This window comes from Kitasatospora sp. cg17-2 (genome assembly GCF_054031055.1).
The window spans coordinates 3128765-3149448 of the sequence record NZ_CM132923.1 but is presented as its reverse complement, the minus strand read 5'-3'; the positions used below and the strand labels follow the sequence as shown (position 1 = coordinate 3149448).

General features: G+C 74.0%; 18 protein-coding genes. 11 read left to right on the top strand and 7 right to left on the bottom strand.

Going from position 1 to position 20684, the window contains the following annotated elements; all coding sequences use genetic code 11:
- Positions 1-67: 67 nt before the first annotated feature.
- The 5 genes from ACW14Y_RS12810 to ACW14Y_RS12790 all read left to right on the top strand — a co-directional run bounded on the left by ACW14Y_RS12810 (position 68) and on the right by ACW14Y_RS12790 (position 5054).
- Positions 68-757 (top strand): hypothetical protein, encoded by a 690-nt coding sequence (locus tag ACW14Y_RS12810; protein ID WP_456986802.1) that lies wholly within the window; start codon positions 68-70, stop codon positions 755-757.
- A 211-nt stretch (positions 758-968) separates the two neighbouring features.
- Positions 969-2114, top strand: coding sequence for a DUF3103 family protein (locus tag ACW14Y_RS12805; RefSeq protein ID WP_456986801.1), 1146 nt, complete (start codon positions 969-971; stop codon positions 2112-2114).
- A 109-nt stretch (positions 2115-2223) separates the two neighbouring features.
- Positions 2224-2997, top strand: coding sequence for a GNAT family N-acetyltransferase (locus ACW14Y_RS12800; RefSeq protein WP_380387296.1), 774 nt, complete (start codon positions 2224-2226; stop codon positions 2995-2997).
- Positions 2998-3315: 318 nt separating this feature from the next.
- Positions 3316-4098 (top strand): hypothetical protein, encoded by a 783-nt coding sequence (locus ACW14Y_RS12795; RefSeq protein WP_340631772.1) that lies wholly within the window; start codon positions 3316-3318, stop codon positions 4096-4098.
- A gap of 488 nt (positions 4099-4586) precedes the next feature.
- Complete coding sequence (locus ACW14Y_RS12790) at positions 4587-5054, top strand: NUDIX domain-containing protein (protein ID WP_456986800.1); 468 nt, start codon at positions 4587-4589, stop codon at positions 5052-5054.
- Positions 5055-5079: 25 nt separating this feature from the next.
- On the opposite strand, the gene hrpB is transcribed toward ACW14Y_RS12790, so the two are convergent.
- Positions 5080-7590 (bottom strand): ATP-dependent helicase HrpB, encoded by a 2511-nt coding sequence (hrpB, locus tag ACW14Y_RS12785; RefSeq protein ID WP_456986799.1) that lies wholly within the window; start codon positions 7588-7590, stop codon positions 5080-5082.
- A 4-nt stretch (positions 7591-7594) separates the two neighbouring features.
- The gene (locus tag ACW14Y_RS12780; RefSeq protein ID WP_456986798.1) at positions 7595-8449 is read right to left on the bottom strand and encodes a class I SAM-dependent methyltransferase; all 855 of its coding nucleotides are present in this window, start codon (positions 8447-8449) and stop codon (positions 7595-7597) included.
- Positions 8450-8864: 415 nt separating this feature from the next.
- Between ACW14Y_RS12780 and rpsA the strand changes: the two genes are divergently transcribed.
- Complete coding sequence (rpsA, locus tag ACW14Y_RS12775; protein ID WP_266268790.1) at positions 8865-10355, top strand: 30S ribosomal protein S1; 1491 nt, start codon at positions 8865-8867, stop codon at positions 10353-10355.
- Positions 10356-10606: 251 nt separating this feature from the next.
- Positions 10607-12838 carry an MMPL family transporter gene (locus tag ACW14Y_RS12770; protein WP_456986797.1) on the top strand — a complete coding sequence of 744 codons (2232 nt, stop codon included), beginning with the start codon at positions 10607-10609 and terminating at the stop codon, positions 12836-12838.
- 63 nt (positions 12839-12901) lie between these two features.
- On the opposite strand, the gene ACW14Y_RS12765 is transcribed toward ACW14Y_RS12770, so the two are convergent.
- The gene (locus ACW14Y_RS12765) at positions 12902-13327 is read right to left on the bottom strand and encodes a MarR family winged helix-turn-helix transcriptional regulator (protein ID WP_380387317.1); all 426 of its coding nucleotides are present in this window, start codon (positions 13325-13327) and stop codon (positions 12902-12904) included.
- 61 nt (positions 13328-13388) lie between these two features.
- Here ACW14Y_RS12765 and ACW14Y_RS12760 point away from each other — a divergent pair, with 61 nt between their 5' ends.
- Complete coding sequence (locus tag ACW14Y_RS12760) at positions 13389-14027, top strand: MBL fold metallo-hydrolase (protein ID WP_380387320.1); 639 nt, start codon at positions 13389-13391, stop codon at positions 14025-14027.
- An 86-nt stretch (positions 14028-14113) separates the two neighbouring features.
- Positions 14114-14707 carry a dephospho-CoA kinase gene (coaE, locus tag ACW14Y_RS12755; RefSeq protein WP_380304756.1) on the top strand — a complete coding sequence of 198 codons (594 nt, stop codon included), beginning with the start codon at positions 14114-14116 and terminating at the stop codon, positions 14705-14707.
- Between the two features lie 55 nt (positions 14708-14762).
- Here the strand turns inward: coaE and ACW14Y_RS12750 are convergent, their stop codons facing one another.
- On the bottom strand, positions 14763-15494 hold the full coding sequence (locus tag ACW14Y_RS12750) for a CTP synthase C-terminal region-related (seleno)protein (RefSeq protein ID WP_456986796.1): 732 nt from the start codon (positions 15492-15494) through the stop codon (positions 14763-14765).
- Positions 15495-15571: 77 nt separating this feature from the next.
- Here ACW14Y_RS12750 and ACW14Y_RS12745 point away from each other — a divergent pair, with 77 nt between their 5' ends.
- On the top strand, positions 15572-16501 hold the full coding sequence (locus ACW14Y_RS12745; protein WP_380436914.1) for a LysR family transcriptional regulator: 930 nt from the start codon (positions 15572-15574) through the stop codon (positions 16499-16501).
- Positions 16502-16505: 4 nt separating this feature from the next.
- Here the strand turns inward: ACW14Y_RS12745 and ACW14Y_RS12740 are convergent, their stop codons facing one another.
- Positions 16506-16913 (bottom strand): hypothetical protein, encoded by a 408-nt coding sequence (locus ACW14Y_RS12740; RefSeq protein ID WP_380304762.1) that lies wholly within the window; start codon positions 16911-16913, stop codon positions 16506-16508.
- A gap of 83 nt (positions 16914-16996) precedes the next feature.
- The gene (locus ACW14Y_RS12735; protein WP_456986795.1) at positions 16997-18619 is read right to left on the bottom strand and encodes an alpha/beta fold hydrolase; all 1623 of its coding nucleotides are present in this window, start codon (positions 18617-18619) and stop codon (positions 16997-16999) included.
- Positions 18620-18977: 358 nt separating this feature from the next.
- Between ACW14Y_RS12735 and ACW14Y_RS12730 the strand changes: the two genes are divergently transcribed.
- Positions 18978-19448: an SsgA family sporulation/cell division regulator gene (locus ACW14Y_RS12730; RefSeq protein ID WP_380304766.1), complete on the top strand. Its 471-nt coding sequence runs from the start codon at positions 18978-18980 to the stop codon at positions 19446-19448.
- Between the two features lie 214 nt (positions 19449-19662).
- Here ACW14Y_RS12730 and ACW14Y_RS12725 read toward each other — a convergent pair whose 3' ends face one another.
- Positions 19663-20679, bottom strand: coding sequence for a hypothetical protein (locus ACW14Y_RS12725; protein ID WP_456986794.1), 1017 nt, complete (start codon positions 20677-20679; stop codon positions 19663-19665).
- Positions 20680-20684 lie beyond the last annotated feature (5 nt).

Sequence of the window (20684 nt, the reverse complement as noted above, 5' to 3'; positions counted from 1 at the left end):
CTTCGAGTTCTTCGAGGCGATGCCCGGGGTCTTTCCGGCGTGGGGGAGCGGTCCTACCCTGACGGGTATGCCTGCCGATGAGGTGCTCCGCCCCGGCCGTGACGGCGCCACCGTGGACCTCGTGTTCGAGTCGGGTGGGGGCTCCTGGCCCGCCGCCGCGCTCCTGGTGGTGCGCGCCCTCGCCATGCTGCTCGCCGTGGGCTTCGCCTTCCTTCCCGCCGGGATCCTGGTGGTGGCGGTCGCGGTGATCGTCGGCGCCACCCTCGTCGGCGCGGTGACGGTCTGCGGAGCGCTGTGGGCGGCCGCCGTGCTGCTGCTGTGGCCGTTCCTCGCGGTCGCCGAAGTCCGGTCGGTCCGCCGGGTGCAGTTCACCCCGGCCGGGGCCCCGACCGAACTGCGTTTCGTCCGGGGCGCCCGCGCCGGCGCCTGGGCGCCGATCTCCGGACTGCGGCGCATCCAGCTGGCCGAGAGTGTGGAGGAGCCCTACGAGGGCGACCCCGCGTCGGCCGTCCGCACCCTCACCGTCACGGTGGTGACCACGACCGGTGGCGAGGGCCCGCGCAGTGCGCCGAAGGGCACCGACGCCGACGCGCTCCAGCGGGCCCTGGAGGACCTGCTCGGCCCGGCCGGCGTCGCCGTCGTGCGCCGCACCGAGCGTCGGACCCGCCGCAAGCCCAGCGCCCCCTCCGGCGGCGGCTGGGTCTACGGCGGGTCGGGCTCGGCCAACTCCGGCGGGGGGTTCTCCGGGGGCGGATGAGCTCGTCGGCGCCCTGCGAACGGCGCGGAAACTCCCGTCGGCGGTGGCCCCGGGGGGTTGATACCGGGTCAGCGAACCTCTTCACTTGTCATGGCGCCGCCGTCCTTGATCGTGCTCCTCGGCCGTGGGCGCGGCACCACTGCCCCACCGCCTCACTGCTCCGATGCTCCACCGCTCCGACGCCTCACCCGACGAGTCTGGAGATCCCCTCATGTCCCAGTCCCGCCTGCGGCGCGCCGTGGTCGCGCTGACGGCCCTGCCCCTGCTCGCGCTCGGCGCGGGCCAGGCCGTGGCCGCCCCGGCCCCGACCCCGGCTCCCGCCCCCGCCGCCTCCAAGGTCACCGCCATCGAGGACGAGGCCGCCCGCACCCTGGCCGCCTCCCTCATCGACCCCGCCCTGCGCGCGCGTCTGCGCACGGCGACCGCCGAGACCCCGGCCGGCACCGAACTCGCCCCGCTGGCCGAGGGCCTGACCGGCACCGCCGCCCGCACGCTCGCCGCCGCCGTCGCGCGTGCCGACCGCTCCGTCGCCGCGGCCAAGGGCCTCGGCGCCGACCTCGGCCCGCTGCTGCGGGTCCAGTTGGCCGACCCGTCGATGCGGGCCGCCCTGGACGCCGGTGCCGCGCCGCTGGTGGCCACCGCCGGCACCGACGAGCACGCCCGCACCGTCCGCGCCTACGACACCGCCGGCCGTGCCCACACCCTGGACGCCCGTACCCTGCCCACCCGGCCCGTCTACCTGGTCGACCTCGACACCGCCAAGGCCCTGACCGCCGGGATCGACCTGCTCCAGCGGGAGTTGGCGGCCCGCGGGGTCGGCTCCGCCGCTCCGTCCGCCCCCTCCGCTCCCACCACGCAGGCCGCCGCCGGCTGGTGGGGCACCAAGATCACCTCGGTCGAGGTGAACGACGACGAGGAGCCCTGGTTCAAGGGCGCCGCCGAGATGTTCAGCCTGGTCTCCGGCTTCGGCCTGGACGGCAAGGTCCGGGTCGACTCCGTCGCCATGCCGTACCTCCAGTACGACGGCACGGTCTACTACCCGAACCAGATCCTGGTGAACTGGTCGAACTACAAGTACAACCTGGCCGACGTCGTCCTGATGGAGGACGACGGCGACACCAACTACCTGGCCCTGGCCCAGGCCGTCGCCGCCGTCCTGCTCACCATCGCCGACCAGGGCGCCTACATCCCGCTGGTCAACGCCGTGCTCGCGGCGCTGCCCTCCTCCTGGTGGACCGACGACCCGGACTACGTGGAGTCCTGGTACACCCTCGCCCGCACCAGCACCGGCCGCCTCAACGGCGCCCGGGGCAACGGCTGGATGACCGTCGAGCCGTACTGGGTCGGCCAGCTCTGACCGTCCGCCTTCGTCGCCGGCCCGGCGTAGCGCCCTACCGCGCTGCGCCGGGCCGCCCGCGGTTGATCAACCCGTGTCACGGAGTCAGTTTCGTACTACCGTGGGCACGATGACCATGGAATCCACTGCGACCGACCGGCCCTTTCCCTTGTCCGGGGCGCCGACACTCCAGGCCCGCAACTCCGCCGCCTTCTGGGCCGCCACCGGCGTGAGCCGGGGACACGAGGTGATCCGGCGCCGCGGCTTCGTCGCCGTCGACGGCGACGAGCGCGCGGGCCTGCGGATCCTGATCCAGGAGCCCGACCTCGACCCGGGCGAGGTGGCCGAGGTGAGCGAACTGACCCGCCGGGCGGCGGGCGCGGTGACCGTCGAGGACCCGTTCAGCGCGACGGACCTGGGCCACCTGGGCATCCGCACCTGGCAGATGCCGATCATGCTGCGCCTGCCCGGACCCGTCGCCGCCCCGGCCCTGGACGTGACCCGGGTGCAGCGGGCCGAGGACCTCCGGGCGGCCGAGCAGGTCGTGATCGAGGGCTTCGACCTCGACGGCTTCCAGCCCTACCGCCCCGGCGAGCTCTTCCCGACGGCGCTGGTCGAACACCCGGGCGTGGACGTGTTCATCGCCTCCGTCGACGGCGCGGTCGCCGGGGCCGGCCTGAGTGTCCTGGCCGACGGCGTCGCCAGCCACTACTGGATCGCCACCTCCTCGGCCTTCCGCTCACGCGGCGTCGGCCGGGCCGTCATGCTCGGCGCGCTCGCCGACGTCGCTGACCTCCCCGCCACCCTCACCGCCTCGAAGCTGGGCCGGCCGCTGTACGAGTCCCTGGGGTACGAGGTGGCGGCCCCCTCGACCTGGTGGTCCGCGCCGTCCGCGACGGCGTAGCGGCGCAGCGGCGGAGCCCGCGGCGGCCCGCCCGCCTTGCTGTGACGTGCGGGCCGCGCGGCGCGGGAAGTCGGTGGGGCCGACTTCCCGCGCGGCTCGGGGAACGCCCGGACCGGTGACTCGCGGTCACGGCAACTGCGCTCCGTCACCGGGACGTTGAGCCTTCAAAGGCATCGTGGTGGCGGACGAAATGCCTGGTGACACCCGATGGTGCGGGCGCGTAGCGTGGAAGGAGCGGTCGGCACGGGACCGACCCGACGGTGACCGCGCGTATCCCAGCTGCGACGTGGTCCCGGTCCCTGCGACTGAGGAGGAAGCATGTCCAGGGAACTGCTCTTCTACCGGGCCGACGACGGCCTGATAGCGACAGGACGACTTGGTACCAACGGCATCTTCACCGGACTGGCCGACGGGAAGCTCTCCCCGAACTGGACGCACATCGTGCCGATCGGGCGGGAGCTGTTGTTCTACCGGGCCGGTGACGGCGTGATCGCGACCGCGCGGATCGACACCAACGGGATCTTCGAGGAGCTGGCGGAGGGCGGGTTGTCCTCGGGCTGGACGCACATCGTGCCGGTGGGGCGGGAGTTGCTCTTCTACCGGGCCGACAACGGGGTGATCGCGACCGGCCGGATCGACACCAACGGGATCTTCACGGGGCTGGCGGAGGGCGGCTTGTCCTCGGGCTGGACGCACATCGTGGCGATCGGCCGGGTGCTGCTGTTCTACCGGGCCGACAACGGCGTGATCGCCACCGGGAGCCTGGGCACCAACGGCATCTTCACCGGGCTGGCCGAGGGCCAGCTCTCCAACGGGTGGACCCACATCGAACCGCTGGGGGCCGAGCTGTTCTACCGGGCCGACAGCGGCGTGATCGCGACCGGTCGGATCGACACCGAAGGCATCTTCACGGGGCTGGCCGAGGGCATGCTGTCCTCGGGTTGGACGCACATCGTGCCGGTGGGCCAGGAGGCGCTGTTCTACCGGGCCGACAACGGGAACATCGCGACCGGCCGGATCGACACCGAAGGCATCTTCACCGAGCTGGCGGAAGGCGGCCTGAGCTCCGGCTGGAGCACCATCGTGGCCCTGACCGCCTGACCGCCTGACCGCCTGACCGCCTGACCGCCTGACCGCCTGACCGCATCTGTACGCCCCACGAATGCACTGGTCGATGCCGCGGTTGCGCGGGAAGTCGGCGGGGCCGACTTCCCGCGCGCTGCTGGAGCGGTCGTCGAGGTGGTGCGTGCCTGGTGGGTCGGGCCGGACGGCGGAATGTCGATCCGGTGATGCGAAGTCAGCGGGCGAGACTCCGTTGTCGTGTGAACGAAGGATCGGCAGTGCGGGTGCGTCCTGAGAACGGGACTGCGCAGGAAGTCGGGTGGATCGACTTCCTGCGCAGTGCTGGTGGCTGTGGTCACCTTGCTGACCCTGCCCACGCGCACGATGGTCGGGTGCACCGAAACGCCCGGACGGGGCCTTCTGGAGCGGGACTCCGAGGTTCTGGCAGGGTGGGCCGGACAGTACGGCCGTTCGCTCCGGCGAGTTCGGCGACATCTGACCGATCCCGGTGACGGAGGCGGTACATCGTGCCCAGGCGTGACTACGAGAACGATCCGAACGCCCCCGAGCCCAACTCCCTTGTCCCGGCCGCTTCCGTCGTCGTGGTCGACGACGCGGGCCGGGTTCTCCTCCAGCGGCGTACCGACAACGGGATGTGGGCGCTGCCCGGCGGCGCGATGGAGATCGGTGAGTCGATCGCCGGGTGCGGTGTCCGCGAGACGTGGGAGGAGACCGGCATCGACATCGAGATCACCGGGATCGTCGGTACCTACACCGACCCCCGCCATGTCTTCGCCTACGACGACGGCGAGGTGCGGCAGGAGTTCTCGATCTGCCTCCTCGGGCGCCCGCTGGGCGGGGAGTTGCGGGTGTCCGACGAGTCCCACGAGGTGGCGTGGTTCAGCCCGGCCGAGACGGACGGGCTGTCGATGGTGTCGAACATCCGCCGAAGGCTGGCCGACTGGCGCTCCGGGAAGATCCCCGTGGTGCGTTAGCTGCCGTTCTCCGATCGGCTCCCTGTCACTTCCTGGCGTTGGTGCGCTTGGTCGGCTCGGCGGTGGTCGGGTCCTCGGGCCAGGGGTGGCGGGGGTAGCGGCCTCTCAGATCCGCTCGTACGGCGTGGTAGCCGTTCTGCCAGAAGCCCTCCAGGTCACCGGTGATGGCGGCGGGGCGGCCGGCGGGGGAGAGCAGCTGCACGGTGAGCGGGACTCGGCCGCCGGCCAGGGCCGGGGCGGCCTTCCAACCGAACAGCTCCTGCAACTTGACCGCCAGGACCGGTCGTTCGGTGCTGTAGTCGACCCGTATCTTCGATCCGCTGGGCACGCTGATGCGTTCGGGGGCCAGCTCGTCCAAACGCCCGGCCTGGCCGCTCGCCCAGGGGAGCAGGCGTTGCAGGGCGTCCGTCGTATTGATCCTTGCCAGGTCGGCGCGGCGGCGGGCGCGGGACAGTTCGGGTTCCAGCCACTCCTCGGCGCGTTCGAGCAGCGCCTCGTCGCTGACGTCCGGCCAGGGGTCGCCGATCGCCGCGTGGAGGAACGCCAGGCGTTCGCGGAGGTTGGACGGGAAGGTCAGCAGGGCGCTGACGCCCTCGCGGGTGAGGCCCTCGACGATGGCGGCCCGGACGAGGGCACGATCAGGACGGGCCAACGGCTTCTCGGCGAGCTCGATCGCGCCGAGGGACTCCACCCGGCGGGCGGTGACCTCGTCGCGCCGGGTGTCCCAGTGGACCTCCTCGCGCGCGGTCAGCAGGGACGCGCCCGCGAGCAGGGCGGTGTCCTCGTCGAGCGCGGCCGCGTGCAGCACCCGGGCCGAGTGCGATCCCGCCGGGCGGTCGGCCGCCGCGACGGCGAGCCAGGGGAGGGTGCCGAGCCGGGTGTCGCGGGAGAGTTCGGCGGCCGTCCCGGAGGCCATCAGGTACGGGCTGCGCTCGCCCGGGGCGGGGCGCTCGACCCTCGCCCGGGCGATGCGTTCCGGGAACGCCAGGGCGACGACCAGGCCGACGGCGGTGGCGTCGGGCAGTCGGGTGGCGGGTTCGTCCGAGGTGGCGCGTTGCAGGCGGCGGACTTCGTCGCGCCAGCGCCCGGCGTAGGGGTCGCCGGAGGAACGGACGAGCCGCCACACCGCGGCGAGGTCGTCCCCCAGCGCGCGCGGCGGTTCCTCCGACAGCAGGGCGACCACCTCGGCCGCCCGGCGGGCGCCCACGGCGGGCGCGCCGTCGACCAGCGCCCGCCCCAGCCGGGGGTGCAGCCCGGTGCGGGCGAGCCGCACGCCGCGCTCGGTCGCCCGGCCGTCGGACGAAACCGCCCCGAGGGCGAGCAGCGTCTCCCGGGCGGCGGCCATCGCCCCGGCGGGCGGGGCGTCGGGCAGGGCGAGCCCGGTGGCGTCCGGGTCGCCCCAGCAGGCCACCTGGAGGGCGAACGGGGTGAGGTCGGCGAGCGCGATCTCGGGGGTGGGGAAGCGGGCGGCGCGGGCGTCCTCGGCCTCGTGCCAGCAGCGGTAGACGGTGCCGGGGGCCTCGCGGCCCGCTCGGCCGGCGCGCTGGCGGGCGGCGGCGAGCGAGGCGCGCACGGTGACCAGGGCGGCGAGGCCCCGGGCGTGGTCGGTGCGCGGCTCCCGGGCGAGGCCGGCGTCGACCACGATCCGCACGCCGGGCACGGTGAGGGAGGATTCGGCGACGGCGGTGGCGAGGACGACGCGACGCCCCGACGCGGGGGTGAGCGCCGCGTCCTGGACGGCCTGCGGCGCGCGGCCGTGCAGTTGCAGCACCTCGGCCGGGACCCCGGCCAACTGCCCGGCGACCCGGGCGATCTCGCCGACGCCGGGCAGGAAGCAGAGCACGTCCCCGTCCCGCTCGGCGAGGGCCCGCCGAACCACCGCCGCGACGTGGTCGAGCAGCGCGAAGTCCACCCGGGTGCCGTGCGCGGGCCGGACGGCGCGCGGCGGCGGCGCCCACACCACCTCGACGGGGTGCGAGACGCCGTGCGCCTCGACCACCGGCGCGTCGTCCAGGAGTTCGGCCCAGGCCGCGGTGTCGGAGGTTGCGGAGGCGCAGACGATCCGCAGTTCGGGCCGCAGGGCGGCGCGGACGTCGAGCAGGAAGGCGAGCGCGGTGTCGGCGTCCAGGTGCCGTTCGTGGCACTCGTCGAGCACGACGACGTCGACGCCGGGCAGTTCCTGGTCGCGCTGGAGGCGTTGCAGCAGGACGCCGGTGGTGACCACCTCGACCACGGTCTCCGGGCCGACGCGCCGCTCGCCGCGCACGGTGTACCCGACTTCGCGGCCCACCGAGGAGCCGAGCAGCCAGGCCATCCGCCGGGCGGCGGCCCGGACGGCGAGCCGGCGCGGTTCGGCGACCAGTACCCGGCGCGCGGGCCGGCCGTCGGCGAGCAGCCCGGCCAGGGCGAGCGGCACCAGGGTGGTCTTGCCGGTGCCGGGCGGCGCGGCGAGGACGGCGGTGCCCGGCCCGACCAGCGCCGCGTGCAGCGCGGGCAGGGCGGTGCGGACGGGCAGGTCGTGCCAGGAGGGGGTCAAAAGGTCAGCCCCGCTCGGCGACGAAGATCGCGGTGCCGGGGATGAGCCGCCCGCGCAGCGGCGACCAGCCGCCCCAGTCCTGCTCGTGTCCTTCCGGCCACTCCGGCTCGACGAGGTCGACCAGCCGGAAGCCGGCGGCGACGAGCTCGCGGACCCGGTCGCCGATCGTGCGGTGGTGCTCGACGTAGGTGGCGCGGCCCTGCTCGTCCTCCTCGACGTAGGGGGTGCGGTCGAAGTAGGAGGAGACGGCGGTGAGCCCCTCGACGCCGGGCTCGTCGGGGAAGGCCCAGCGGATCGGGTGGGTGACCGAGAAGACCCAGCGTCCGCCCGGCCGCAGCACCCGGTGCACCTCGCGCATCAGGGCCGAGGTGTCGGCGCTGAACGGCACGGCGCCGTAGGCGGAGCAGGCGAGGTCGAAGGCGCCGTCGGCGAACGGCAGGACGGCGGCGTCGGCCTGGACGACGGGCACGGGGGCGGCGCCGCGGGCGAGGTCGATCCGGCGGGAGTGCTGGAGCTGGCGGTAGGAGATGTCGAGGGCGACCGGGCGGGCGCCGCGGGCGGCCAGCCAGCGCGAGCACTGGGCGGCACCGGCGCCGATCTCCAGCACGGTGCTGCCGGCGGTGTCGCCGAGCAGGCGGGCGTCGGCCTCGTCGAGGCCCTCGGGGCACCAGGTGAAGCGGTCGTCGCCGAGGAACTCGCCGTGCTCGTCCTGGTACTCGTCGGCGTTGCGGTCCCACCAGTGGCGGCTGGCGCGGCTGCTCTCGCCGACGCCGGCGGACCTCCTTACCGCGTCGTCGCCGTCCTCGTCAAGATCGTTGGGGTCGGGGAGGGGGGTGCCGGTCACGGTGAGAAGGCCCATCGCGTAGGGTGTCGTCTGCGGAAGCGCCGCTGTCGCGATCCGGTCCGAGAGGTCCGGGGTCCCGGCGGTGGCATCCGGGGAAGGGGTCTCTCCAGCCGCCACCCTTGCGGTGCGCAATCGGAGGATATGGCCTGTTCCATGCCGGGCTCCACCGTCTTGCCGTTGTTGGCGTTGACCGTGCCTGGCCGTCCCCGTATGCTACAAGTTGCGCTGCGGGCCTGCGCGCCTCGGACGGAGCAGGTCGCGCTCGCATCTGTCGAAGACCCCACGGTCGCAAGACGGACGCCGATTCTCCCGTTCCACGGGATTCCCGGTGCTCCGTTTTCTTGGCTGTCCGGCTTTCGGTGGGAGCGATACGGGCCCTCCGCGTGGCATTACCTACGACTTTCATGTCCGCACCGGAGCCCTTTTCCTAATGACGAGCCCCACCGACTCCTCCCTCAGCACCACCCCGCAGGTCGCGCTCAACGACATCGGCGACGCCGAGGCGTTCCTGGCCGCGATTGACGAGACCATCAAGTACTTCAACGATGGCGACATCGTCGAGGGCGTCATCGTGAAGGTCGACCGTGACGAGGTCCTCCTCGACATCGGTTACAAGACCGAGGGCGTCATCCCGTCCCGCGAGCTGTCGATCAAGCACGACGTCGACCCGCACGAGGTCGTCGCCGTCGGCGACAACATCGAGGCCCTGGTTCTCCAGAAGGAGGACAAGGAGGGTCGTCTCATCCTGTCCAAGAAGCGCGCTCAGTACGAGCGTGCCTGGGGCACGATCGAGAAGATCAAGGAAGAGGACGGGATCGTCACCGGTACCGTCATCGAGGTCGTCAAGGGTGGTCTCATCCTCGACATCGGCCTCCGTGGCTTCCTGCCGGCCTCGCTCGTCGAGATGCGCCGCGTCCGCGACCTCCAGCCCTACGTGGGCAAGGAGCTCGAGGCCAAGATCATCGAGCTGGACAAGAACCGCAACAACGTGGTCCTGTCCCGCCGTGCCTGGCTGGAGCAGACCCAGAGCGAGGTCCGCCAGACCTTCCTCACCACCCTGCAGAAGGGCCAGGTGCGCTCCGGCGTCGTCTCCTCGATCGTCAACTTCGGTGCCTTCGTGGACCTGGGTGGCGTCGACGGCCTGGTGCACGTCTCCGAGCTGTCCTGGAAGCACATCGACCACCCGTCCGAGGTTGTCGAGGTCGGCCAGGAGGTCACCGTCGAGGTTCTCGACGTTGACATGGACCGCGAGCGCGTCTCCCTGTCGCTGAAGGCGACCCAGGAGGACCCGTGGCAGCAGTTCGCCCGTACCCACCAGATCGGCCAGGTCGTTCCGGGTAAGGTCACCAAGCTCGTTCCGTTCGGTGCGTTCGTCCGCGTGGACGAGGGCATCGAGGGTCTGGTCCACATCTCCGAGCTGGCCGAGCGCCACGTCGAGATCCCGGAGCAGGTCGTCCAGGTCGGCGACGAGATCTTCGTCAAGGTCATCGACATCGACCTCGAGCGTCGTCGCATCAGCCTCTCGCTGAAGCAGGCCAACGAGGCGCTGGGTGCCAACCCGGCCGAGGTCGAGTTCGACCCGACCCTCTACGGCATGGCCGCGTCGTACGACGACCAGGGCAACTACATCTACCCGGAGGGCTTCGACCCCGAGGCGAACGACTGGCTGTCCGGCTTCGAGAAGCAGCGCGAGGAGTGGGAGCGGCAGTACGCCGAGGCCCAGAGCCGCTTCGAGCAGCACCAGGCCCAGGTCATCAAGAGCCGCGAGGCCGACGCGGAGGCCGCTGCCGAGGGTGGCGACGCCGTCGCCGCCGCGGCCGGTGGCTCCTACTCGTCCAGCAGCGACGAGGGCTCGGGCGCCCTGGCCTCGGACGAGGCCCTGGCCGCTCTGCGCGAGAAGCTGGCCGGTGGCCAGAGCTGAAGCTCTGACCCCCGCCGAGGCTGATTAGCGCTTGGCGTCATCGATGGACCCCGCTCGGTTTCCGAGCGGGGTCCATTGTTTTTCGGCCTTCATTATTTATTCCTTATAGGCCGTATTTTTGTGATTAGGGGCTCATCGGATGCCTATGGGCGATTCGGGACCTAGGGCCTACGTTGGGAGGAGTTGCCCGATGGGTCGCTCACCCGGCCCCACACGCTAGGCACCCCACGCATATGCGCCGTCGCTCTGCCGTGACCCCCGCTTCCCCCCTCCTGTCCGACACCCGTACGTCCGCCGACCCCCGGGTCGCCGGACGTCTCGCCGCCCTCGGCCGGTTCTGCTACCGGCAGCGGCGCTGGGTGCTCGGTTTCTGGGCGGTCGTCCTGGTCATAGGCGTGCTGATCGGCGGACGGGTCTTCGAGGGCACGGTGGCCGGCGCCTCCTCCGCCTCCGCCGAGTCGGACCGCGGCAGCGCCGTCGTCGCCGCCGCCGACCCGGCCCGGGGCACCGTCACCGCCGTGGTGGACGGCCGGCCCGTGGACGACGCGGCCGTCCGCGACGCCGTCACCCGGGCCACCGCCGAGATCGCGGCCCTGCCCGGCGTCTCCTCGGCCGTCGACGCCTACGGCCCCGGCCCGGGCGCCGAGGCGCTCCGCTCGGCCGACGGCACCGCGAGCGTGGTCTCGGTGCGGATGGCGGACAGCAGCACCTCCGCACAGTCCACCGCCGTGACCCAGCGGCTGGCCGCGATCCAGTCCGAGGTCCAGCCCGGTGGCGGCAAGGTGACCGTCGGCGGGGACCTCGTGCTCCAGGACGAGGTCAAGAAGCAGACCGAGAAGGACACCCGCTTCGGCGAGATCGTGACCCTGCCGCTCACCCTGATCGTGATGGTCCTGGTGTTCGGCGGCCTGGCCGCCGCGAGCCTGCCGGTGATCGGCGCCGTCGCCTCGGTGGGCGGGGCGCTGCTGGCCATGTTCGGCTTCAGCAAGATCATGGACATCGACACCAGCGTGCTGCCGATCGCCACCGTGCTGGGGCTCGGACTGTCGATCGACTACGCGCTGCTCATGGTGAATCGTTTCCGCGAGGAACGCGGCCACGGAGCGTCGATCTCCGCCGCCGTGGAGCGGACCGCCGCCACCGCCGGGCGCACCGTCGCCTTCTCCGGCCTGACCGTCGCCGTCGCCCTGTCCGGGCTGTTCGTCTTCACCAGCCCGGTGCTCGGGGCGGTCGCCGCGGCCGGGGTGAGTGTCGTGGTGATCGCGGTGGCCGCCGCGCTGACGCTGGTGCCCGCGCTGCTCGGCTTCGCCGGGCGCCGGATCAGGACGCCCACCGCGCCCGTCCCCGACGAGGGCTTCTTCAGCCGGACCGTGCGCCGGGTCCGCAAGCGGGCCGTGCTCGTCGCGCTGGTCTGCACCGGGGTGCTGATGGCCGCCGGGGCGCCGTTCCTGCACGCCGAGATGCGCAACTCCGGGGCCGCCGTGCTGCCCGCCTCCTCGGCCGGCCGACAGGTCGCCGAGACGATCGACCAGCGCTTCCCGCAGGCCTCGGCCGCCCCGATCACGGTGGTGGTGCAGAGCGGTGCGACGGTCGCCCAGGCCTACGCGGACGACGTGGTGGCCGGGCTGCCCGGCGTCAGCGGGGTGCGGGCCGTCACTCCGGTGAGCGACACCGTCTCCACCATTGACGTCCTGGTGCACGGCGATCCGCAGGGCGGGGAGGCCAAGAAGGTCGTCAAGGAGCTGCGCGCGGACCGGGGCGGGCTGACCACCCAGGTGACCGGCGGCGCGGCCTCGGTGGTCGACTTCCAGGACGAACTGCTCACCCGGGGGCCGATCGCGCTCGGCCTGGTGGCCCTCGGCACGCTGATCCTGCTCTTCCTGATGACCGGCTCGGTGGTGATGCCGGTCAAGGCCCTGCTGATGAACCTGCTCTCGCTGGGCGCCTCGCTCGGCGCGCTGACCCTGGTCTTCCAGGACGGCTGGTTCAGCGGCCTGCTCGGCTTCAGCCCGACCGGCGGGCTGGAGACCTTCATCCCGGTCCTGGTGTTCGCCTTCGCTTTCGGGCTGTCGATGGACTACGAGGTCTTCCTGCTGGCCCGGATCAAGGAGCTGCGGGACAAGGGCCACAGCTGCACCCGGGCGGTGGAGCTGGGCGTCCAGCGCAGCGGTCGGATCATCACCTCGGCGGCGCTGCTGATGGTGATCGTCTTCGCCGGCTTCGCCCTCGGCGACATGCTGATGGTCAAGCAGATGGGCATCGCCCTGGCGGTCGCCGTGGCGGTCGACGCGACCCTGGTCCGCTGTCTGCTGGTGCCGGCCGCGATGAGCTTCTTCGGCGAGTTCAACTGGTGGGCGCCCCGCCCGCTGCGGCGACTGCACGACCGGTTCGGGCTGAGCGAGCACGTCGAGCTGCCGGAGCTGGCCCCGGCCGTGCTGCCGACGCAGCGTCCGGCGGAGGAACTGGTCGGCACCGGCTCGTAGTCGCCCGGAGCCGGCTCGGCGGGGCCTTGCGGCTCCCGGGGCGACGGTCGAGCCGGTCGCGGGTCAGGGCAGGCGGCGGAGCAGGGCGACGGCGCTGCGCAGGGTCTCGCGCTCGTCGGAGGTGAGGCGGGCCTCGATCGCCTCGGCGATCCGCGCCTCGCGGCGGGCGCGCTGCTCGTACAGGGCGGTGCGGCCGGCCTCGGTGGCGGTGACCAGCAGCTTGCGGCGGTCGGTGGTGTGCGGCTGCTGCGCGACCAGGCCGGCCTCGGTGAGCAGCGCGACCGTACGGGCCATCGACTGGTGCCGGACGCGTTGCAGGGCGGCCAGTTCGGCGACGGTGCGGGCGCGGTCGTCCCGGACCAGCAGACCGAGTACGCCGGCCTGGTTCTGCGGCAGCGTGTCGTCGGGGCGCAGTGCGCGGACCAGTTCGCCGATGGCGCCGCGCAGGTCGGCGGCGAGTTCGAGGGTCTCGGGGTGCGGGCTGTTCACGGGAGAAGCCTACCTCGCAGATCTACAGCGAAACTGTGCAGTCCTGCTGTATGTTCTGGCTATGCGGATCACCAAGTTCGGACATGCCTGTGTACGCCTCGAACACGGGGGGACGACCGTGGTCGTCGACCCCGGATCGTTCACCGACCCCGCCGCCCTGGCCGGCGCGGACGCCGTCCTGATCACCCACGAGCACATCGACCACTTCGAGGAGGCCCGGCTGCGGGCCGCCCTGGAGGCGGATCCGGAGCTGCGGGTGTGGACCAACACGGATGTGGCGGCGAAGCTGGACGGCGTCGCCCGGCGGGTGACGGCGGTCGGCGAGGGCGATGCCTTCGACGTCGGCGGGATCCCGGTCTCGGTGCACGGCGAGTGGCACGCGGTGATCCACCCGGACATCCCGCTGGTGCGGAACATCGGCTTCCTCTTCGGTGGGCGGCTGTTCCACCCGGGTGACGCCCTGCTCGTCCCGCCGGGGCAGGTGGACACCCTGCTGCTGCCGATCGCCGCGCCGTGGACCAAGGTCGGCGAACTGGTCGACTACGTCCGGGAGGCCGGGGCGCGGCAGGCGGTGCCGGTGCACGACGCGGTGCTCAGCCCGGTCGGTCTGGCCGTGCACACCCGGCTGCTCGGTCCGGGCGGACCGGGCGGCGCGGAGCTGCGCACCCTGGGCGAGGGCGAGAGCCTCGACGTGGGGTGAGTCCCCGGCCCCGGGGGTGGGGTGCCGTCCCCGGGGTGCCGTCCCCGGGGTGACGGGAGGGCGGTGCGCGCCGGTAGCCTGGCGCCATGCTGAAGATCGGACTGACGGGCGGCATCGGCGCGGGCAAGAGCGAGGTGTCGCGGCTGCTCGCCGCCCGCGGCGCGGTGATCGTGGACTCCGATGTGATCGCCCGCGAGGTGGTCGCCCCCGGGACGCCCGGCCTCGCCGCCGTGGCCGCCGAGTTCGGCCCGGACGTGCTCGCGGCGGACGGCTCGCTGGACCGGCCCGCGCTCGGCGCGGTCGTCTTCGCCGACCCGGACCGGCTGAAGGCGCTGAACGCGATCGTCCACCCGCTGGTCCGGGCGCGGTCCGCCGAGCTGGAGTCGGCGGCCGCGCCGGACGCGGTGGTGGTGCACGACGTGCCGCTGCTGGCCGAGAACGGGCTCGGCCCGCTGTACGACCTGGTGGTCGTGGTCGACGCGGCGGACGAGGTCCGGATCGACCGGCTGGTCCGGCTGCGCGGGATGACCGAGGACGAGGCCCGGGCCCGGATGGCCGCCCAGGCGAGCCGGGCGGACCGGCTGGCGATCGCCGATCTGGTGATCGACAACAGCGGTCCGCTGGCGGAGCTGTCCCCCCGGGTCGACGAGGCCTGGGAGCGGCTGACCGCGCGTCGCTGACCGCGCGTCGCCGGCCGCCCCGTCGACCCGGGGCCGCTCCGCCGGGCGCCTCGGTTCAGGCCGCGGCGGTGTGGGCCACGGCCGCGGCCGCGAAGGCCCGGATCATCGGGTGCGCCCGGGTGCCGTCCCCGGCGAGCTCCGGCTGGAACAGCGAGGCCAGGAAGAACGGGTGGACCTGCTCCGGCAGCTCCAGGATCCGCTGCTCGCCCGCGTCGTCCGTGGCGGTGAACCGCAGGCCGCCCGCGCGCAGCCGGTCCAGATAGCCGTCGTTCAGCCCGTACGCGCAGTGGTACCGCTCCAGGGTGCGCGGCGCGCCGAGCACCCGTTCGGCCAGGGAACCGGGGGTCGGGCGGACGGCGCCCTCGTGCCCCACCAGGGAGCAGCTGAGCGGCACGATCACCCGGTCCGCCTCCTCCGGGTTGCTCTCGCCGTGCGCGGCGCCGTCGATGCCGCAGACGTTCCGGGCGTACTCCAGCACCGCGTGCTGGAAGCCGGCGCAGGTGCCGAGGAAGGGGATGCGCCGCTCGCGGGCGGTGCGGACGGCGGCGACCGCGCCGTCCTCGCTGCGGTACGGGCTGCCGGGCAGCAGCCAGACCGCGTCGAAGCCGTCGAGCGCGCCGGGGGCCGCGGCGTCCTCGGTGGGGATCCAGTAGGCGTCCAGGACGAGCTGTTCGCGGGTGGCGAGCGCGTCGAGCAGCCCCGGGACGCGGGCGTGCGAGCGGACGGCGGCCGAGCGGTCGCCGACCAGGGCCAGGCGGGAGGCGGGGTGGGAGGCGGGATGCGTCATGCGGTTATCCTGACCGCCGACGCGGCATCAGCGCCAACGATGATTCCTTACCCCTCGATCAGTGGATGTGATGGCAGATGGAGCCGCAGCAGCTGCGCACCTTCGTCACGGTGGCCCGGCTGGGCTCGTTCTCCGAGGCGGCCCGCGAACTCGGCTACACCCAGTCCGCGGTCTCCCAGCAGATCGCGGCGCTGGAGGCGGACCTCGGCACGGCCGTGCTCCACCGCCGCCCGGTCGGGCCGACGGGGGCGGGCGAACGGTTGCTGGAGCACGCCTCCGCGCTGCTGCTGAGGATCGATGCGGCGCGCGCCGACATCGCGCGCCTGGCGGGTGCCGCGAGCGCCCGTCTCACGGTCGGGGCCGCCCCGCTGGCGGTCGGAGCGGAACTGGGGCGCGCGCTCGCCGAGGTGCGCCGGGCGTATCCGGGGGTGGCCCTGACGGTGCGGGTGGTCGCGCAGGACGTGCTGCCCGCCGAGGTCGCCACCGGTGCGGTCGACCTCGCGCTCGTCGACGGCCCGGCCGCGCCCAGCGACCCGCTCCCGCTGCCCGACGTCGGCCCGCTCGCCACCGTCGCCGTCGCGGAACAGCCGCTCGTCGTCGCGCTTCCGGCCGGCCACCCGCTCGCCGGACGCCCCGGCCTGGCGCTCGCGGACCTGTCCGCCGCCCACTGGCTGGACGCCCCGGGCCTCGCCCCGACCGCCGCCCGGCTGAGTGCCGCCACCGGCGTCGAGGGCTACCGGCCCGCCGCCCGCTACCTGGGCACCGATGTGCGGGGGCTGCTCGCCCTGGTCGCGGCCGGGCACGGGCTGGCGCTGCTGCCCGCCGGCGCCCTGGCCGGGGTGCCGGAGGTCGCGGCGGTGCCGGTCCGGGCTCCCCGGCTGGTGCACCGGACCGAACTGGTGCACGGCGCGCTGCCGGAGGGGCCCGCCGCGCTGCTGGCCCGGCTCCTGACGGGGGAGCAGGGCGTGTCCGCCGGATCGCGCGCGGCATCCGGTCCCGCGCTGTGACGGCTCAGCCGACGATGCGGGCGCCGGGACAGCAGGGGCCCTCGACCTGGTAGCAGACGTAGCGCAGGCAGCCGAGGCAGACCGAGATGTTCTCCAGCCGCCAACTCTGGCCGTGGCAGGCGCAGTCGGCCCGTTCGCGCAGCAGCGCGTCCCATCCGTCGGCACCGCCGTTGGCGGCGAAGGCCGCGGCGATGTACGCCGCGGTCGCCGGGTCGTCCTCGGTGGTGCCGCGCCGGGCGGCGTCCAGGTGCCAGCAGTAGAGGGCGAGCAACGGCCGCCCGTCGACCAGGCGGTAGCGGGCCCGGCCGTCGTCCTCCCAGTCCCGGACCAGCCGGGCGACCCGTTCGGGGAACGGTCGGGCGGGGTCGAGGAGGCGGCGGTTTCCCTGCGGCGGTGGCGGCTCGGCGTTCATGTGGTCCCCTTTCCGGGGCCCACGGTAGGGTGCCACGTTGTGAAGTCACCGGCCGGGGTAGGGTGTTGGGCGGATCACGGGGTCTAGGAGCAGGTGGTGCCCTCGGCCGGCACCTGGTCGGCCAGCAGGTACTGGTCGACGGCCTGCTTGAGGCAGGCGTTGCCGGAGTCGTAGCCGCCGTGGCCCTGGCCCTGGAGGGTGACCTGGACCCCGACGCCCGCGCCGAGCTGTCGCGCCATCGCCCCGGCGCCCTCGTACGGGGTGGCCGGATCGCCGGTGTTGCCGATGACGACGATCGGCGCCGAGCCCGGGGCGGACACCTCGGGGAGGTCGGCGCTGCCCCGGACCGGCCAGCCGTTGCAGGAGGTCAGGCCCCAGGCGGTGAAGTCGCCGAACACCGGCGAGGCCTGGCGGAACGCGGGCAGCAGCCCCTGGACGTCGGTGGCGGTGTAGCGGGACCGGTCGTCGGCGCAGCTGATCGCCCGGTTGGCGGCGGACTGGTTGCTGTAGTGGCCCTGCTGGTCGCGGCCGCCGTAGGCGTCGGCGAGCGCGAGCAGGGTGGTGCCGGTGCGGTTCTGCATCGCCTCCTGGAGGCCGACGGACAAGGCGTTCCAGGAGTTCTGGTTGTAGAGCGCGGCGGCGATGCCGAGGACCGCGAGGTCCTGGGTCAGGACGCGGGGGCCGTCGGTGGGCAGTGGGGCGGAGTCGAGCGAGGCCAGCAGGTCGGTGATCCGCCGGGTGCCCTCGTCACCGCCCTGGCCGGTCGGGCAGGACGGTCCGGCCTGGGCGGCGCAGGCCTTCATGTAGTTCTCCAGGGCGAGTTGGAAGCCCTTCGCCTGGCCGAGCGCGCTCTGCTCCGGGTCCTTGGTCGGGTCGACGACGCCGTCCATCACCAGGTGGCCGACGTTGCCCGGGTACTGGTGGGCGTAGACGCCGCCGAGCTCGGTGCCGTAGGAGATGCCGAAGTAGTGCAGTTTCGCGTCGCCGAGCACCTGGCGCATCAGGTCGAGGTCGCGGGCGGCCGAGACGGTGTCGACGTACGGCAGGACGGTGCCGGAGTTCTGCTCGCAGGCGGCGGTGTAGCCGGAGTTGGCCGCGTCGAGCGCGGTGACCTCGGCCGGGTCGTCGGGCGAACCGTCGACGGCGGCGGAGGCGTCCGTGGCGGCGTCGTCCAGGCACCGCACGCCCGCGCTGTTGCCGACCCCGCGCGGGTCGAAGCTCACCAGGTCGTAGCGGGCGTTGAGGTCGGCGTAGTCCTTGGCGAGGGCGGGGAGGGTGACGACGCCGGAGCCGCCGGGGCCGCCGAAGTTGTAGATCAGCGAGCCGATCCGGGGCTGCCCGCCGGTGCCGGTGGCCACGGCCCGGATCAGGGCCAGGTCGATGGTCTGCCCGTCCGGTTTGCCGTAGTCCAGCGGGGCCTTGAGGGTGGCGCACTCCCAGGGCGCGCCCGGGGCGGCGCCGTCGCCGCCCTGGGCGGTGGACGGCGCCGGGCAGGGCTGCCAGTCGAGCTGCTGGCCGGTGAGCGAGGCCGGCAGCGGCGGGACGGCCGGGGACGCTGTGGCGGCAGGGGTGCTGGGTGCGACGGAGGCGGTGGACGGCCCGGAAGCCGCGGCACCGGTACCGGAGCCGCTCTTGCAGGCGGCCGTGGCGGTGGCCAGGACCGCGGCGAGGCCGAGGGCCCCGGCGCCGCGTACGACAGGGTGCATGGGGGGTCCGTTCCTGGGATCGCGGCGGGGCGGGGACGGGTAGCGGCGGGTCGGGGCAAGGCCGGGGCGCGGCGGGGCTGCGGCGGGGTGCCGGGGGGCTGCTGCGGCGTCAGCCTAGGGACGGGGCGGGGCCCGGTGCGCCGCGACGCGCCGTCGGCCGGGGCCGTGCGGGTGGTCCTCCGCGGCGGGGGAGGGGTGGGAGGAGGGGGCAGGAAGGGCGGCAGGAGGGGTTGCCGAAGCCGGGGTGGCTCGTTGTTCCTGCCGTGAGCCCTGACCTTTCCGCCCGTGGCGGTTGTGAAGAAACGATCCTGCATGCCCGCCTCGCTGTTCCGGCGGTGCGTACCACCCGGAGGCGGTCATGACGTACGACATCCCGCGCGTCCCCGCCCAGTACGCCCCCGGCGAGGGCTGCGAGGTCGCGCTCGACCTCCGGGTCGCCGTCTGCCCCGGTCTGACCGTCTCCGTCGCGGCCCGGCTGCGGTACCTCACCGCCGACCCCTACGCCGTCTTCCTCGACAACCACACCGACCTCGCCACGCCCGTCACCTGGGTGTTCGCCCGCGACCTGCTGGCCACCGGGGTGCACGGCTGGTCCGGGATCGGCAGCGTCTCGGTCCACCCCGGCGTGGACGAGCGGAGCGACTCCGTCTTCATCACCCTCACCGGCGAGGGCAGCAGCGTCGTCCTGCGCGCCCCCGCCGACCGGGTCCGCGCCTTCCTCGCCCGCACCGAGAGCCTGGTCCCGATCGGCCGGGAGCGCACCCACCTCGACCTGGACGGCCTGCTGCGGCGGCTGTACGAGGGCGGCGCCGCCTCGCCGGGGCCGTGAGGCGACGGGCGTGCTGCCGCCTCCCGGGCGTGCCGGGAGGCACCCCGGTCGCATTCGCGGCGGGGGAGCGCCTCCGCCGGCAGGGCGGCCGCCCGGGGCGGGGCGCCAGGGCCGCGGCGCCCGGGGCTGGGCGGCGGGGTGGCCGGCACCTCCCGGCAGGGCGCGAGCAGGGCCGCCACCGGGTCGCTCGCCCCGACCCCGACCCCGGCTCCGGTCACGCTCCTGAGGAGGTCTCCGGGCGCAGCGCGCGGACCGCGAACAGCGTGGTGAGGTGCGGCGAGCCGAAGTACAGCGGCAGGCGCCCGGTGCGGAAGTAGCCGCCGGCCGGCCAGGAGCCGTCCGCGAGCTGGGTGTCGGCCAAGCGGCGGCGCAGTTCGGTCAGTTCGGTCGTTTCGCCCGCGTACTCGCCGGCGATCACCAGGAGCGCCACCGAGAGCGGCGTGTCGGCGGTCTGGGTGGTCACGTGCCCGACCGCCCGCCGTACCGGCTCGGCGAGTTCCGGCACGACGGTGGAGGCCCGGGCGGCGGCGTGCAGGAAGGCTTCCGGGGCGGCGTAGTTGAGGGTGCCGGTGCGGGGGCCGTTGAGGTGCTCGACCACGTAGCGGAGCGTCGTCTCGGCCGCCGGGTGCGGCAGTCGGCCGACGGCGCCCGGGAGGTGCAGGGTGAACAGGACGTTGGCGGCGGCGACGGCGTCGTAGCGGCGCCCGCGGGCGGGGCTGCTGTCGCTGTCCTCCCAGTAGGCCGGTATCGGACCCTCGTCCGGGCCTATCTGGGTGTCGAGCAACTCGCGTGCCAGGTCGTCGAGTTCGGCCGGTGCGAGCAGCCCGTGCCGGGCCAGTCCGGCGGCCGCGACGGCGGTGCTGTCGGTGTCGGCGGGGATCGGTCGACCGGGCGGGAAGATGCGGTAGCGCCGCGCCTCCGGCTCGCGGTACCGGGCGACCTGTGGCGCGAGCGCGGCGACCAGTTCGCGTTCCTCGGCCCGCCCGGAGTCCGGCCGCAGCAGCGCGAGCCCCCACATCGCGGAGAGGCCCTCGTCGTCCGGGTCGAGCCCGAGGTCCTCCCCGTGGGTGACGAGCAGGTGGCGGCGCGCGTCGGCGCCGCTGAGCGGCCTGCGCAGCTCCGGGTCGGCGCCGGGCCGGGCGGACGGCAGCCCGGCGGGCCCCAACGCCCGGTGGAGGAAGCCCAGTCCGCGCCCGACGGCGTCGTCCCACGGCGTTTCGTCGGCGGACATCGCGT